Origin of the sequence: Mycobacterium sp. (genome assembly GCF_032162605.1) — a bacterium.
Lineage (GTDB): Bacteria > Actinomycetota > Actinomycetes > Mycobacteriales > Mycobacteriaceae > Mycobacterium.
In genome coordinates this window covers 1-12,963 of record NZ_JAVROT010000566.1, presented here as the reverse complement: position 1 = coordinate 12,963, position 12,963 = coordinate 1, and the positions used below count along the sequence as shown (strand labels likewise).

15 protein-coding genes and 1 pseudogene are annotated in these 12,963 nt (G+C 67.6%); 12 read left to right on the top strand and 4 right to left on the bottom strand.

All coding sequences use genetic code 11. The annotated features are described in order from the left end of the window. The 3 genes and pseudogenes from QOI01_RS31320 to QOI01_RS31310 all read left to right on the top strand — a co-directional run. Window positions 1-173, top strand: a pseudogene (locus QOI01_RS31320) (peptidase); the annotation flags it as partial. A 257-nt stretch (window positions 174-430) separates the two neighbouring features. Further along, window positions 431-1,138 (top strand): TMEM165/GDT1 family protein, encoded by a 708-nt coding sequence (locus QOI01_RS31315; protein WP_526387332.1) that lies wholly within the window; start codon window positions 431-433, stop codon window positions 1,136-1,138. Window positions 1,139-1,578: 440 nt separating this feature from the next. Next, the gene (locus tag QOI01_RS31310) at window positions 1,579-1,977 is read left to right on the top strand and encodes a helix-turn-helix domain-containing protein (RefSeq protein ID WP_163744574.1); all 399 of its coding nucleotides are present in this window, start codon (window positions 1,579-1,581) and stop codon (window positions 1,975-1,977) included. A 60-nt stretch (window positions 1,978-2,037) separates the two neighbouring features. Here QOI01_RS31310 and QOI01_RS31305 read toward each other — a convergent pair whose 3' ends face one another. The 3 genes from QOI01_RS31305 to QOI01_RS31295 form a co-directional block, all read right to left on the bottom strand. Then, window positions 2,038-3,162: a hypothetical protein gene (locus QOI01_RS31305; protein ID WP_526387330.1), complete on the bottom strand. Its 1,125-nt coding sequence runs from the start codon at window positions 3,160-3,162 to the stop codon at window positions 2,038-2,040. After that, window positions 3,159-3,650, bottom strand: a complete 492-nt coding sequence (locus QOI01_RS31300) for an ImmA/IrrE family metallo-endopeptidase (protein WP_526387328.1) — start codon at window positions 3,648-3,650, stop codon at window positions 3,159-3,161. The genes QOI01_RS31305 and QOI01_RS31300 overlap by 4 nt, the downstream gene beginning before the upstream one ends. A 62-nt stretch (window positions 3,651-3,712) precedes the next feature. Next, on the bottom strand, window positions 3,713-4,201 hold the full coding sequence (locus tag QOI01_RS31295) for a hypothetical protein (protein ID WP_526387326.1): 489 nt from the start codon (window positions 4,199-4,201) through the stop codon (window positions 3,713-3,715). Window positions 4,202-5,060: 859 nt separating this feature from the next. On the opposite strand from QOI01_RS31295, the gene QOI01_RS31290 reads away from it, so the two are divergent. The 7 genes from QOI01_RS31290 to rraA all read left to right on the top strand — a co-directional run bounded on the left by QOI01_RS31290 (window position 5,061) and on the right by rraA (window position 9,520). Beyond that, window positions 5,061-5,717, top strand: coding sequence for a DUF6474 family protein (locus tag QOI01_RS31290; protein ID WP_526387324.1), 657 nt, complete (start codon window positions 5,061-5,063; stop codon window positions 5,715-5,717). A 65-nt stretch (window positions 5,718-5,782) separates the two neighbouring features. Next, window positions 5,783-6,259 carry a hypothetical protein gene (locus QOI01_RS31285; RefSeq protein WP_526387323.1) on the top strand — a complete coding sequence of 159 codons (477 nt, stop codon included), beginning with the start codon at window positions 5,783-5,785 and terminating at the stop codon, window positions 6,257-6,259. A 33-nt stretch (window positions 6,260-6,292) separates the two neighbouring features. Next, entirely contained in the window at window positions 6,293-7,006 is a 714-nt protein-coding gene (locus tag QOI01_RS31280) for a YcnI family protein (protein WP_526387321.1), read from the top strand. Next, window positions 7,003-7,518 carry a copper resistance CopC family protein gene (locus QOI01_RS31275; RefSeq protein ID WP_526387319.1) on the top strand — a complete coding sequence of 172 codons (516 nt, stop codon included), beginning with the start codon at window positions 7,003-7,005 and terminating at the stop codon, window positions 7,516-7,518. The genes QOI01_RS31280 and QOI01_RS31275 overlap by 4 nt, the downstream gene beginning before the upstream one ends. 14 nt (window positions 7,519-7,532) lie before the next feature. Then, the gene (locus tag QOI01_RS31270) at window positions 7,533-8,450 is read left to right on the top strand and encodes a CopD family protein (RefSeq protein ID WP_526387334.1); all 918 of its coding nucleotides are present in this window, start codon (window positions 7,533-7,535) and stop codon (window positions 8,448-8,450) included. Window positions 8,451-8,541: 91 nt separating this feature from the next. Continuing rightward, complete coding sequence (locus tag QOI01_RS31265; protein WP_526387317.1) at window positions 8,542-8,988, top strand: hypothetical protein; 447 nt, start codon at window positions 8,542-8,544, stop codon at window positions 8,986-8,988. Between the two features lie 43 nt (window positions 8,989-9,031). Then, complete coding sequence (gene rraA / locus QOI01_RS31260; RefSeq protein WP_526387315.1) at window positions 9,032-9,520, top strand: ribonuclease E activity regulator RraA; 489 nt, start codon at window positions 9,032-9,034, stop codon at window positions 9,518-9,520. A 121-nt stretch (window positions 9,521-9,641) separates the two neighbouring features. Here the strand turns inward: rraA and QOI01_RS31255 are convergent, their stop codons facing one another. Further along, the gene (locus tag QOI01_RS31255) at window positions 9,642-11,111 is read right to left on the bottom strand and encodes a flavin-containing monooxygenase (protein ID WP_526387313.1); all 1,470 of its coding nucleotides are present in this window, start codon (window positions 11,109-11,111) and stop codon (window positions 9,642-9,644) included. A gap of 76 nt (window positions 11,112-11,187) precedes the next feature. Between QOI01_RS31255 and QOI01_RS31250 the strand changes: the two genes are divergently transcribed. Together QOI01_RS31250 and dinB are read left to right on the top strand one after the other, a co-directional pair. Next, entirely contained in the window at window positions 11,188-11,829 is a 642-nt protein-coding gene (locus QOI01_RS31250) for a TetR/AcrR family transcriptional regulator (protein ID WP_526387311.1), read from the top strand. Window positions 11,830-11,853: 24 nt separating this feature from the next. Further along, window positions 11,854-12,963 (top strand): DNA polymerase IV (dinB, locus tag QOI01_RS31245; protein WP_526387309.1); only part of this gene is annotated, 1,110 nt, incomplete at its 3' end.

The window sequence follows — 12,963 nt, the reverse complement described above, 5'->3', positions numbered from 1 at the left end:
CCGCGTCCGGCTGCGTGCTGCTCCCCGGCCTTCCGCATCTCGGTCTCGACCACCGTGCTGCCTGGGTCGAGGCCGAGGCCGATGGCACCATCACCTCGATGGTCAGCCGGGTCGGCGTCGACCCCATCACCCATCCCGATACTGCAGTGTTGGCCATGCTGCTTGCGGCATAAGGGTTTTCGCGCCCAAGAATCCGATACCCGAATCCGAGAATACGGGTACCCGAACTCGCGTCGAGCACTGGCGTGGCCGCTGATCCGCAGTTATCGTCAAGTCATCAGCGAAGGGGAGTAGCCCCCAATCGTCGTGTCGACATACTGGCGCACAGCCCGGCCGGCGAACCGCACCACGCGGTGGGCGAGACCTTCGACCGAATGTCCGGTAGGTCAGGTTTCGGCTGGCCGCCGGCGACGCGTCGAAAGGCTCACTGGTGTTGTCCGCCGCTCTTGTCAGCCTCGGTGTCGTCTTCGTCGCCGAACTCGGCGACAAGTCTCAGTTGATGACGATGACGTACGCCCTTCGACACCGGTGGTGGGTCGTGCTCTCGGGAGTGGCGATCGCCGCCTTCCTCGTCCACGGACTATCGGTGACGATCGGCCACTTCGTGGGCCTGACGCTTCCCCAGCGGCCGATCGCGTTCGCCGCCGCCACCGCCTTCCTTCTGTTCGCAGCGTGGACGTGGCACGGCAGCCGCAAGGGTGATGACGACGAGGAAGTCGAAGTCGCCGAGCCCCGCTACGTCATCTTCGCCGTCATCTCCTCGTTCGTCCTGGCCGAGCTCGGCGACAAGACCATGCTCGCCACGGTCGCCCTGGCGAGTGATCACAACTGGGCGGGAGTGTGGATCGGGGCGACCGTCGGGATGGTGCTGGCCGACGGTGTCGCGATCGCCGTGGGTGCGCTGTTGCACAAGCGGCTGCCCGAGCGGTTCCTGCACAGCCTGGCCAGCGTCCTGTTCCTACTGTTCGGACTGTGGCTTCTGTTCGACAACGCGTTGGGCTGGCCGTGGGTGGCCGTGGCCACCACCACGCTGGTCGCCGCGAGCGGGCTGGCTACCGCGGTCGCAGGCCTCGTGAAACGCCGACGCGCCCACGCCGACTCCCCCCCGATACTCGATTCGTCGCCGGATACTGCTTAACTACCCATTGGCTACTGTCAGTCGAACGACCGACAGCGCAGAGCCGTCTTCGAAGGTCCGGTGACTGACGTGCGCGAAAGCCGCGGTTATAGCTACCTGTTTGCGGGACCTTTTCTTTTTCGGGCAAATTGCTGATGCCGTCGCGCCGGGTCCGTTGGTAGATTGCCGGGAGCGAAATTCGGGCTCGCTGTGACCCGCACGCCGTCACTCGTCAACGGGGCAAAACAACTCAAGCGTTATTATTTGCTCAGTGGAACTGCACCACGGCGCGGTTTGCACTGGAGATAACCGCGGCTAGAGAACAGGGTGATGGGCCGTCGACTAGTTCGAAATGGACTTTTCGTTCGTTTGCACTTGGTTGTCGGCAGAACTGTCGCTACGATGATCAGCAAATACCTCGCCAGGGATGACAGCTCGTAACGCAAGTGGAGGACAGATAGATGAGTATGACTTTCAGCGCCCGGCTCAACCGGCTGTTCGACACCGTCTACCCGCCGGGACGCGGACCCCACACGTCGGCCGAGGTGATTGCCGCGCTCAAGGCTGAAGGCGTCACGATGTCGGCGCCGTATCTCTCCCAATTGCGGTCAGGCAACCGGACCAACCCCTCGGTGGCGACCATGGCCGCCCTAGCCAACTTCTTCCGGATCAAGCCGGCGTACTTCACCGACGACGAGTACTACGAGAAGCTGGACAAGGAGCTGACCTGGCTCGCGAGCATGCGCGACGAGGGCATCCGCCGTATTGCGGCGCGCACCGTCGGACTGTCGCCGGAGGCACAGCAGGACCTGGTGCAGAAGGTCGACGAGCTCCGTCGCCAAGAGCACCTGGACGATTAGCCCGGTCCGACTTCGAGTCGGTCGGGACGCGGTATCCGGCGAATCAAGATCCCGGTTCGGCTAAGACGCCGCAACGCTGACCCGGTTTTCGAGCGTTCGATACTGGTCGGCGATGGCGAGGATCCACTCGCGATCTGAATACGACGACGGCTGGCGTAGCCAATGTGGTCCCGGAAACCTGACCTTGGCCGAGTCGCCTTCCGAGCCGCGACCGGCAAGGATCCACTCGGCGATGCGCAGTGCCTGCTCCTCCGGTGGCACGGACGGCGAATCCTGGTGGGCCGTTTCCTCCGCCGCCGCGGCTGCATCGCCACCGAGGGCGCGGGTTGCCTCCAGGTACAACGCATCTGAGATCAGTGACATTTGCTCCGCGACGCGGAACAACAGGGGACCGCGCGGGCGGACCCCGATTCCGACGTTGGGATGCCTACGACTGAGCTCCTCCAGCAGCGGCTGGATGACACGCAGCTCGCGCCTCGCACCGAACCAGTCTTCGACACTGGGCAACAACGATCCGCTCGCCACGACGAGCATGGCGCACCCCAGCAGGGTCGCCGCGGCCCCGACGCCGATGAATCCGGTGCTACCAACAGCCCTCAGCAGGAAGAATGCGCTGGCCAGAACGATCAGCACAACGCCGGTGGTGAACACGAAGAGGGCGCGGCCGCGACGAGTGCGGTTGGAGTGACGCACTCCCGCCCAAACCACCAACGTCAGCGCGAGCATGACGTACAGCAGAGGTAGAAGCCATGACAACGTCATCGCTCCCGAGCCCAGGTTGCGCCGCAGATACTCCTCGGGCGCCATCTCTGGCTGTTGTGGCGAGGTGAAGAACGACGCCAATGTCAGCGCCGCAATGAGCGCACCCACGCCGTACTGGATGATCGCAATGCGACGAATCGTCGACGGCTTGCGCTCTGACGACGCCGAGGTGATCATCACGCAACTGCCCGCCGCGCACGCGATGAGCGCCACCTGACTCGACACCGTGGACACGTTGGGCCAGCGGACCAGGGTGTCGATCAATAGCGTCAGCGGCTGCCAGTTGAGCGCAGCCACCAGCCCGAGACTGCCGAGCGCCAGAATCATCGCGGCGCTGACCAGAGACTGCTTGTTGACGAGTGCCCAGCCGATGCGCAGGCCAGTTGCCAGTCCGAGGAGACCGGCGATCACCCAGATGATCAACCAAACGCCTCTCCGAGCCGCACCTGCACGATGGACGCGCGATCGGACGGCAATCGGCCCAGACGGTAGATCAGCAGTGCCGCGAAGTCCTCGGCCTCCTGCTCGAGGTCCTCACCGCTAGGGCCCATGCAGCCGGTCCGCTGGTTGAGCATGTAGCCGATGAGGTCGGAGCTCGCGAGTTCGGTGGTGTCCTTCGCCGCGTCCACCACGGAGATTCCCTCGTGCCCAAGCACCAGGTGACCCAACTCGTGGGCCAGCGTCCGGTCCCCCGCAGGCAGACCCTGCTGAATCAGGAATACGTCGCGGTCGGCGTACTGTCGCCACTGACCGCAGACGCCCGGCGGGAGGTCCGCCATCTTGAGCTCGATCGGTCTTCCGCGGTCTTCTGCTACGGAGACGACGAGACGTGCGAGTGAAACTTCACCCCGTCGGGGCGCGAGATCGAGGACCTCACTGACGGCACGTGTGACACGACGGCTGGCTGGCATACGAACCCCCTTTCTATGAGTCCACTATTCCCGTCCTCTCGCGCTGCAGCGGACGAATCCGATCAACCCACGAAGCGTGCCGTGCCGGTGGCCCGGACGGCGCGTCCTGCTCGGGCCTGGCGGTACCCCAACAATCCACCGGCACCGGTGATGATCAGGATTCCCGTGACGCCGGGCACCGCGACCGCCGCCACCTGCCCGATTCCAGCGTTGCGCAGGTAGTTGCCGTACCCGACCCGGAAGGACTCTGGCGTCACACCGTTGCTGGCGCCGTAGGCGGGCGGATTCTGACGGCTGGCCCTCTGCGGCGGCTGGTCGTTGCCCGGTGCGCCCGAAGCCCTTGGCGCCGAAGGGGTCCCGGGTCGCGGCCCAATGCCCGGACCACCCGTTCCGCCGGCTCCGGCACCGACGGGAGCGACGACGACGGGCAGCGTGATCGGTACGAAGGGCAGAGCAGACGCCGCCGTGGCCAATCCGGCCATGACGTCGGCGACCGGATCGACGACTCCGGGGACGACCGGTGGCAGTTCCCTCGGAGGAGGCAGCTGCATTACCGGCGGTGTCTGCGGAAGCCCCCTTGGCGGTACGGCGACGGCACCACCACCACCGCCGCCACCACCACCACCGGTGCCACCGCCGGGGGGAGATCCGGGCGGTTGGTCTGGGTCGTCGCCAGGAGGACAGGGCCCCTCCCCCGGCCAACCCCCTACCTTGGGACCTCTCGGATACGTCCCGTCCCAACCGTGCCCGCCCTCGCCCACCCCCGGCGGACCGGTCTTGACTGGTTCGCCAGGGGTCGCCGGATGGTTTAGCGGAGGCGATATCGGATCTGGGTCAGAACGTTTGCCGCCGGGTGAATCACCCGCGCCAGGGCGGTGGCGCCTCGAGTCAAGTCCACTGCGACCGTCACCCACTTGCGAGGTTGGCTTCGACGGCCCTGCGGTGGTTCCTGCACGCGAGGTGGGCCCGGTGTTGGGTTCGCCGGCCGACCCATCTTCCGACGTCGTTCCCGACGGCGGAGCCCCAGCGCGGCCACCGTGGTCGTCGGCCTGCGGACCACGGTTTTCGCCGCTTTGGCCAACCTCGGGAGCAGCAAACGCCATCGTGGCACCCGCACCCCCCACGAACAGCCCCGACGCAACGACGAAAGCTGCCGCGGCGATGCGTATCCGCATAGCCACGTCCGCACACCTCCCACGACGCCGGAAGGGTGCCCCCGTGGCACCCGGCAGTCGGCGTCGCCGATCCTCAACGATTCTTGCACAATCATGGTCAACTGTTTGCTGGCAGCCGGAATCGGCGCGCTTCGGACGGGGCGGAACCGGCCAGTGGCGGCGGCGGCATTAGGGTTGGCAGCACCAGCGCAGCCACGATCGCCAGATCACGACGAGATGACCGGGAGGCAGCCGGATGGGCCTGTTCACGAGGCGTAAGAGCCGAGCAACTCGGCGTGCCGAAGCTCGGGCCATCAAGGCGAAGGCGAAACTGGAGGCCAAGCTCTCGGCCAAGAACGAGGCACGACGCATCAAGGCGGACGGCAAGCGGCAGTCCAAGGCCATCAAGGCGGGCATCAAGGCTCAGAAGGACACCGACAAGGCCGCCCTGAAGGTTGCTGAGACCCAGCTCAAGGCGGTTCGTGAGGGAAAGCTGCTCTCACCCTCGCGCATTCGCCGGGCACTGACGGTTTCGCGGATGTTGGCTCCGGTCGTCGTCCCGGTCGCCTACCGCGTCGCCATCGCGGCACGAGGTTACGTGGACGAGCGCCGCGCCGACCGGCTCGGCGTTCCGCTCAGCCAGATCGGCCAGTTCTCCGGAACCGGCGGGGCACTGTCCGCACGGATCGCCGGGGCGGAGCAGACACTGGCCGAGGTCGCGGCGAAGAAGCCGAAGGACACCGAGACGAAGCAGTTCGCGGCGGCGGTGACCGAGCGGCTTCGCGACCTCTCCGCGGCGGTGACGGCTGCGGAGAACATGCCGACGCCACGGCGCAGGGCGGCACACAGCGCGATCACTGGGCAGCTCGACGATGTGGAGGCCGACCTCATGGCCCGTCTCGGAGTGCTCTGATCAAGCCAAGGCCCCATCGCCCGACCGCACCCGCGGCACGCCTGCGCGGAGCGGCGGCGGGGGCGTTGACGGCCGCGCTGGCGATTGCGGCACATTCGACGGCCGGCGGTGAGCTGCCGTCCAGCGCCACCGCCGCGCTACTGACGCTGTTGGCGGTCACGCTCGGAGCGCTCGTCGCCACGATTCAGGAGGCCGCGGACTTCAAGGCCCTGGTCGCCGTGCTGGCGGTCGGGCAGCTGCTGGGCCATGCGGTGCTCGGCGCAGCGGGACACTCCCATTCGCCTGCCGCCACGGCTTCGGCCGGCCTGATGCTCGCGGCGCACGTCGTGGCGATCGCCGTCGGCGCCGCGCTCATCGCGGCGGGTGGACGTCTCTGCGCCGCGGTGTCGCGCACGCTGCTGACCGCCACACCTTCGCCGCCCCGCCCGATAGCCGAGGCGTCGACGACCGTCGTCGGCAGCGCCGACCAACCACTGCACTCTGCGCTCAGCCTCGCCGCGTCCGTGTCACATCGAGGTCCTCCGGTCAGCTTCGCCCACTGACCACGACCAGACGACACAGAAGGCACCAACTACATGAGATCCATACACCGGGCGTATACGCGCGCCCTCATCACGACCGCCACCACTGGCACCGCCATGTCCATCGCCCTCCTGTCTGGCGCGGGACCGGCCTCGGCCCATGTCCACGTCGACGCCGACGGTGCGGCCCCCGGCAGCACTTCGGTGCTGACCTTCCAGGTTCCCGGCGAATCCGAGAAGGGGGCGCTCACAACGGAATTCAGCGTGACACTGCCCAACGTGGCATCGGCCAGCACGGAAGTCATGCCCGGCTGGACGGCACGGCTGGACCGCGATGCCGCCGCGGGAACGGTGCGGTCCGTGACGTGGACGGCGGCTCCCACCGTCGGCATCTCGTCCGACCAGTTCGCCCTGTTCCACGTTTCGGTGACGCTGCCCGACCAGCCGTCGGTCACCCTCCCCGCCACCCAGACGTACTCGGACGGGACCGTCGTGCGTTGGGATCAACCGCCGCTGGCCAACGGTGCCGAGCCCGAGTACCCGGCGCCGGTGCTGAACCTGACCGGCCCGGCCGACGGCGCAGCAGGCGCTCATCAGCCGCCACCGGCGCCAACGGCAACGGCAACGGCAACGGCAACGGCAGCCGAACCCACTGCACCAGCTCCCGCGGCGGCTCCCGACAACACGGCTCGGTGGCTGGCGGGTGGCGCTTTGATCCTGGCGGCGGTGGGTGTGGTCGCGGCCCTGCTGGGACGCCGCCGCGCATGACCCGCAGGTTCGTCGCCACGGCACTCTTCAGTGCGGTTCTCGCGGTTCTCGCGTTGCTGGCGCTTGCCGGCGCCGGGACCGCGTCCGCGCATGCCGTTCGTGTCTCGGCCGACCCCGCACCGGACAGCTCGGTCGGTGCGGGGCCTGCGCGGGTGAGTGCCACGTTCAACGAGCAACTGCAGACGAACTTCGCAGCCATGACCGTGGTCGGGCCCGACGGCAATCTGTGGTCGACGGGTCCTGCCGAGATTCGGGGCGCCGTCGCCAGCGTCGTGTTGCTGCCGTTGGGTCCGACCGGCAAGTACACGGTCAACTACCGCGTGACCTCTGCCGACGGCCACGTGGTGAACGGCGCGTGGTCCTTCGAGCTGACCGTGGCGGGAAGCGGGTCGCCAGGTCCACCCGTTGGGCGGGGGGATGACGGCGGAGGCGTGCCGATGTGGCCGTTCGTGGTGCTTGCCGCGGTGATCGTCGGCGTGGGCGCATTGGTGGCGGTACGACGGCGCGGGTGATCCGGCTACGGGCGATGGCACTGGGGTCGGGATGCGTCGGAGCGGCCGCTGCGGTCGCGTGGTGGCTGGCGTTCCCGCAGAATTCGCCTGCGGCCATGCTGATTCGGGCCCTTGCCGACATCGCGGCGGTAGTGGCGCTCGGACTCGTCGTCGTGCCCGCGTTCGATGCGCAGCGCTACCGCGCCGAACTGGCCGCCCGCGCAGCCCGTCCGCTCATCGTCGTCTCGGCGGTGTGGGCGATGGCCGAACTCGGTCGGCTCTTCGTCGGGGCATCGGAGGCGGCCGGGTCGACACTCGGACGGCTGAGCGTGCGCATCACCGTCGAGTTCGCGCTCGACACTGCGGTGGGTCGGGCCGGGGTGGTGTGTCTGGCGTCGGCCGCGGTCGTGTGCCTCGTGGCGACTACTTCGCCGGGGAGGGTGCGCCCGGGTTCGACCGCGGGCGTGCTCGCCACGGGCGCCGCCGCGATGGGCGTGGCGGGCCGCAGCCTCGTCGGACACCTCTCGGAAAGCCAGTTGGGCGGCGTGGCGGTGGCGGTACACGCATTGGCCGCGGCCGTCTGGTGCGGCGCGCTGGCCGCGCTGGTACTGACGGTGACGCACCGCGGCCAGTGGGCCAGGGTGCTGCCCCGGTTCTCCCAGGTGTCCTTGGTCTGCGTCGTCGTGCTGCTGGTGTTCGGCGTGCTGGGGGCGGTCGTGACGCTGGACTCCCCGGCGGCCCTGTACGTCACCGGATACGGGCGGGTGCTGCTGGCCAAGATCTTCGTGACGGTGGCACTCGTCGCCCTGGCGTCGCGGAATCGGGCGGGCTGGCTACCCGCGGCACGGGCTCACCGCGCAACGGCCGGCGCGTCGGGCATCAGGTCCCGGATCGAGTTGGCGGTCATGACCGTGGGTCTCACCTTGGCAGCCGCGCTGGCGGTCACGGGCTGACGCGATGAGGCCAACTGGCATGATGGGCAGCACTGCCGACCACCGACCGAACGCCGACTCTTGCACCTGAAACTGCAAAGGAGCAACCACTATGGCCGACGAGCAGGATCGACCAGGCGACCCGCCAAGGGATCAGCCGCCGGGCGCGGACCCGGCACCGCCGCAGCCCGCCAAGAAGGCGCCGGCCAAGGCCGCGAAGAAGGCCCCCGCCAAGAAGGCGCCCGCCAAGTCGCCGGCAAAGAAGGCCCCCGCCAAGAAGGGGGCGCCTGCGAAGAAGGCCCCCGCGAAGAAGGCCGCGCCACCACCACCCGTTGCGGCGGTGCCCGCGGCCGCGGCAGTCACCAATGGCGCTCGACCGCAGACGTCTCCCGCGAAAGAGGCTGCTGCACAAGCGAAGTCGACGGTTGCAACTGCCCCATCGCCCATTCCACTGCCCGGCCCCGAGCCGTCCCGGATGCCATTGGTCGCCGCCGTGGCTGCGGGCGTGCTGGCCGTACTGGTCGTGCTGCTGGCGCGTCGCCACTCCGACGACGACTAACGACTCGGCGAGAGCCGGCTCGCCGGCCGCCTGGGACGGGATAATGGGCCGCGTGACCATCGAACCGCGCGCGACTGCCGACCTCGTCGACGACATCTACCCCGACGTCCGTAGCTGCGACCTGCAGCTGCAGAACTACGGCGCGAAGACACTGTTCGCGGGACCCATCACCACGGTGCGCTGCTTCCAGGACAACGCACTGCTGAAGTCGGTCCTTTCGGAGTCGGGAGACGGCGGCGTGCTGGTCATCGACGGCGACGGATCACTGCATACGGCGCTCGTCGGCGACGTCATCGCCGGTCTCGGCGTCGAGAACGGCTGGGCGGGGCTGGTGGTCCACGGCGCGGTACGCGACGCGGCGGCCCTGCGCACCATGGACATCGGGATCAAGGCGCTCGGCACCAATCCGCGCAAGGGCACCAAGACCGGCGAAGGCCATCGCGACGTGGCGGTGACATTCGGCGGGGTGACGTTCGTTCCCGGTGAGATCGCCTACTGCGACGACGACGGGATCGTGGTCGTCGCCTCCTGAGCGCACGATCCTCCGAGCGTCCGAGCCATCCCTTGCGAGCAGACACAGAGGTGCTCGAACCTACGGCGTGTCGGGCACCTTTGCGTCTGTTCGCGGAGAGGCGGGGGCTGGCTAGACCTGGCTAGACCTTCAGTGCCGCACGTTGTTTGGTGAAGTGCAGCGCTTCATCGTCGACCTTGCCCTGACGGATCATCCGGACGTCGAGGAAGTAGTTCTGCTTGAGCTTCCACGGCGCCTTCGAGCCGGCCTTGGGCAGGCTGTCGAGCGCGCGGAGCACGTATCCGGGGGTGAAGTCCATCAGTGGACGTTCGTCGACGGAGTCACCGGGATGTTCGGGCACGACGGTGTCGAAACCGTTGTCGTCCATGTAGTTCAGCACGCGGCAGACGAATTCGGAGACCAGGTCGGCCTTCAGCGTCCACGACGCGTTGGTGTAGCCGATGGTGAAGGCCATGTTCGGCATGCCGGATAGCATCATGCCCTTGTAGGACATGGACTGCGTCAGGTCCACGGGCTCGCCGTTGCGGCGGATCGCCGCGCCGCCGAACAGCCGGAGATTGAGACCCGTTGCGGTGACGATGATGTCGGCGTCGAGTACCTCGCCGGAGTTCAACCTGATGCCCTCGGGCACGAACGTGTCGATCGTATCGGTGACGACGTCTGCGTTGCCCTTGCGGATGGCCTTGAACAGATCGCCGTTGGGGGCGAGGCAGAGCCGCTCGTCCCACGGGTTGTAGCGCGGGCCGAAGTGCTTCTCGACGTCGTAGCCCTCGGGCAGCCTGCGTTGCGCCATCGTCAGCAGCGTCTTGCGCATGTACTTCGGGAATTTGCGGGCGAGCTGGTACTGGGCGGTGCTGAAGATGATCGCCTTCCAGCGGTTGACCACGTGCGCCGCCGCCTCGGGCAAGTACTTGTTGGCCTTGACCGCGATCGGGTCGACGTCGGGCAGCGAGCCGATGTAGGACGGCGAACGCTGCAGCATCGTCACGTGGCCGGCACCGCTGTCGACGAGGGCGGGGATCAGTGTGATCGCCGTGGCGCCGCTGCCGATCACGATGATCTTCTTGCCGGCGTAGTCGAGGTCCTCCGGCCAGTGCTGCGGGTGCACGATGGTGCCCTCGAAGTCCTCGGATCCGGGGAACGTCGGCGAATAGCCCTGGTCATAGTTGTAATAGCCGGTGGTGGCGAACAGGAACGAGCAGGTCATCGTGGCCTCTTCGTCGCCGGTGTCCACGGTGACCGTCCAGCGGTTCTCGGCGTCCGACCAGTCGGCGGCGATCACCCGATGGCGGTAGCGGATGTTGTCGTCGATGCCGTTCTCGGCGGCGGCTTCCTTGATGTAGGCCAGGATCGACGGTCCGTCGGCGATCGCCTTGGCCGACGTCCACGGCTTGAACCGGAAACCGAGGGTGAACATGTCGGAGTCCGAGCGGATGCCCGGATACTTGAACAGGTCCCAGGTGCCGCCCATGTTCTCGCGGCGCTCGAGGATCGCGTAGGTCTTCGAGGGAGAACGATCCTGCAGGTGCCAGGCGGCGCTGATGCCGGAGATGCCGGCGCCGACGATCAGAACGTCGAGGTGTTCGGTCATGGCGACACGTTATCAACACAGTGTTGAATAGGTCAACAGTGTGTCGAGAAATCCGACATGCAGTAAAGTAACCGCCGTGACCACCACCAGCGCGGCTCGATCCGCACGCGGCCGCCGTTCGACGCGGCCGTCGGGCGACGACCGCGAGGCAGCGATTCTCGCGACCGCCGAGCGGCTGCTGGAGGACAAGAAGTTCGCCGACATCTCCGTCGACGACCTGGCCAAGGGCGCAGGCCTCTCCCGCCCCACGTTCTACTTCTACTTCCCGTCCAAGGACGCCGTGCTCCTGGCGTTGATGGATCCACTGATTCAGCAGGCCGACACCGGTTTTCACGGTGCCATGGAGGCGCTGCCCGTCGATCCCCGACGGGCCTTCCGCGAGGGCATCAGCACGTTCTTCAACTCGTTCGGCGCGCGCGGCGTCGTGGCGCGCGCGGGCACCGAGGCACTGGCCACCAGCCCCGACGTCCGAGCGGTGTGGTCGGCCTTCATGCAGAAGTGGATCAACCAGACCGCCGCGTTGATCGAGGCCGAACGCCAACGTGGCGCGGCGCCCGACACCATCCCAGCCCTGGATCTCGCGACGTCACTGAACCACATGAACGAGCGCGCGATGACCGCGACGCTTGTCGCCGAGGAGGGCGCCGTGGCCAGGGATCGGATCGTCGGCACCCTTACGCACATCTGGCTGACCAGCATCTACGGCGAAAGCCAGTAGCGCGTCGGACGACGGTGCGAACATATGTTCGTGTCCGCTCAGCAGGGATTGGGTCAGGCGACGATCCTTCACGCCGATCTCGACTCGTTCTATGCCTCGGTCGAGCAGCGCGATGATCCGTCGCTGCGCGGCCGCCCGGTGATCGTCGGCGGCGGCGTGGTGCTCGCAGCGAGTTACGAGGCCAAGGCCTACGGGGTGCGCACCGCGATGGGCGGTCGTCAGGCCAGGCAGTTGTGTCCGCACGCGATCGTCGTGCCGCCCCGGATGTCGGCGTACTCCGACGCCAGTGCCGCCGTGTTCGAGGTGTTCGGTGACACCACTCCCCTGGTCGAACCGCTGTCGGTCGATGAGGCCTTCCTCGATGTCGGCGGCCTGGGCCGCGTCTCGGGCACTCCGGTGCAGATCGGCGCTCGGCTACGCGAACAGGTCTTGGATCGCGCCGGCCTGCCGATCACCGTCGGCATCGCCCGCACCAAGTTCCTCGCCAAGGTGGCCAGCCAGGAGGCCAAGCCCGACGGACTGCTCCTGGTCCCGCCCGACCGCGAGTTGGAGTTCCTGCATCCGCTGCCCGTCCGCCGGCTGTGGGGCGTCGGCGCCAAGACGGCCGAGAAGCTGCACGCCCACGGCATCCACACCGTCGCCGACGTCGCCGAGTTGAGCGAGGCCATGCTCGGCTCACTGGTCGGCGGCGGCATGGGCCACCAATTGTTCGCGTTGTCACACAACATCGACCGGCGGCGTGTCGTCACCGGCGTCCGACGCCGGTCAGTGGGAGCGCAGCGGGCACTGGGCCGCGCCGGGAACACCATGCCGCACAGCGAGATAGATGCGGTGGTGGTGAACCTCGTCGATCGCATCACCCGCCGGATGCGCAAGTCCGACCGTACCGGGCGCACAGTCGTGCTGCGGCTGCGATTCGACGACTTCGGCCGGGTCACCCGGTCGCATACCCTGCCACGTGCCACGGCTTCGACCGATGTGATCCTCTCTACCGCAAGGAGTCTGGTGTCCGCGGCAGCCCCACTGATCGCCGAGCGCGGTCTCACGCTGGTGGGGTTCGCGGTGTCCAACATCGGTCGCGACGGTGCTCAGCAATTGGAGTTGCCGTTCGACGCCTCTGCCGAATGTCGCCGG

Excerpts from the sequence above, each read along its gene's own strand:
- QOI01_RS31310 (WP_163744574.1), top strand. The coding sequence starts at position 1,579 with ATGAGTATGACTTTCAGCGCCCGGCTCAACCGGCTGTTCGACACCGTC.
- QOI01_RS31300 (WP_526387328.1), bottom strand. The coding sequence starts at position 3,650 with ATGCCAGCCAGCCGTCGTGTCACACGTGCCGTCAGTGAGGTCCTCGAT.
- QOI01_RS31295 (WP_526387326.1), bottom strand. The coding sequence starts at position 4,201 with ATGCAGCTGCCTCCTCCGAGGGAACTGCCACCGGTCGTCCCCGGAGTC.
- QOI01_RS31290 (WP_526387324.1), top strand. The coding sequence starts at position 5,061 with ATGGGCCTGTTCACGAGGCGTAAGAGCCGAGCAACTCGGCGTGCCGAA.
- QOI01_RS31280 (WP_526387321.1), top strand. The coding sequence starts at position 6,293 with ATGAGATCCATACACCGGGCGTATACGCGCGCCCTCATCACGACCGCC.
- QOI01_RS31275 (WP_526387319.1), top strand. The coding sequence starts at position 7,003 with ATGACCCGCAGGTTCGTCGCCACGGCACTCTTCAGTGCGGTTCTCGCG.
- QOI01_RS31270 (WP_526387334.1), top strand. The coding sequence starts at position 7,533 with ATGGCACTGGGGTCGGGATGCGTCGGAGCGGCCGCTGCGGTCGCGTGG.
- QOI01_RS31265 (WP_526387317.1), top strand. The coding sequence starts at position 8,542 with ATGGCCGACGAGCAGGATCGACCAGGCGACCCGCCAAGGGATCAGCCG.
- rraA (WP_526387315.1), top strand. The coding sequence starts at position 9,032 with ATGGGCCGCGTGACCATCGAACCGCGCGCGACTGCCGACCTCGTCGAC.
- QOI01_RS31255 (WP_526387313.1), bottom strand. The coding sequence starts at position 11,111 with ATGACCGAACACCTCGACGTTCTGATCGTCGGCGCCGGCATCTCCGGC.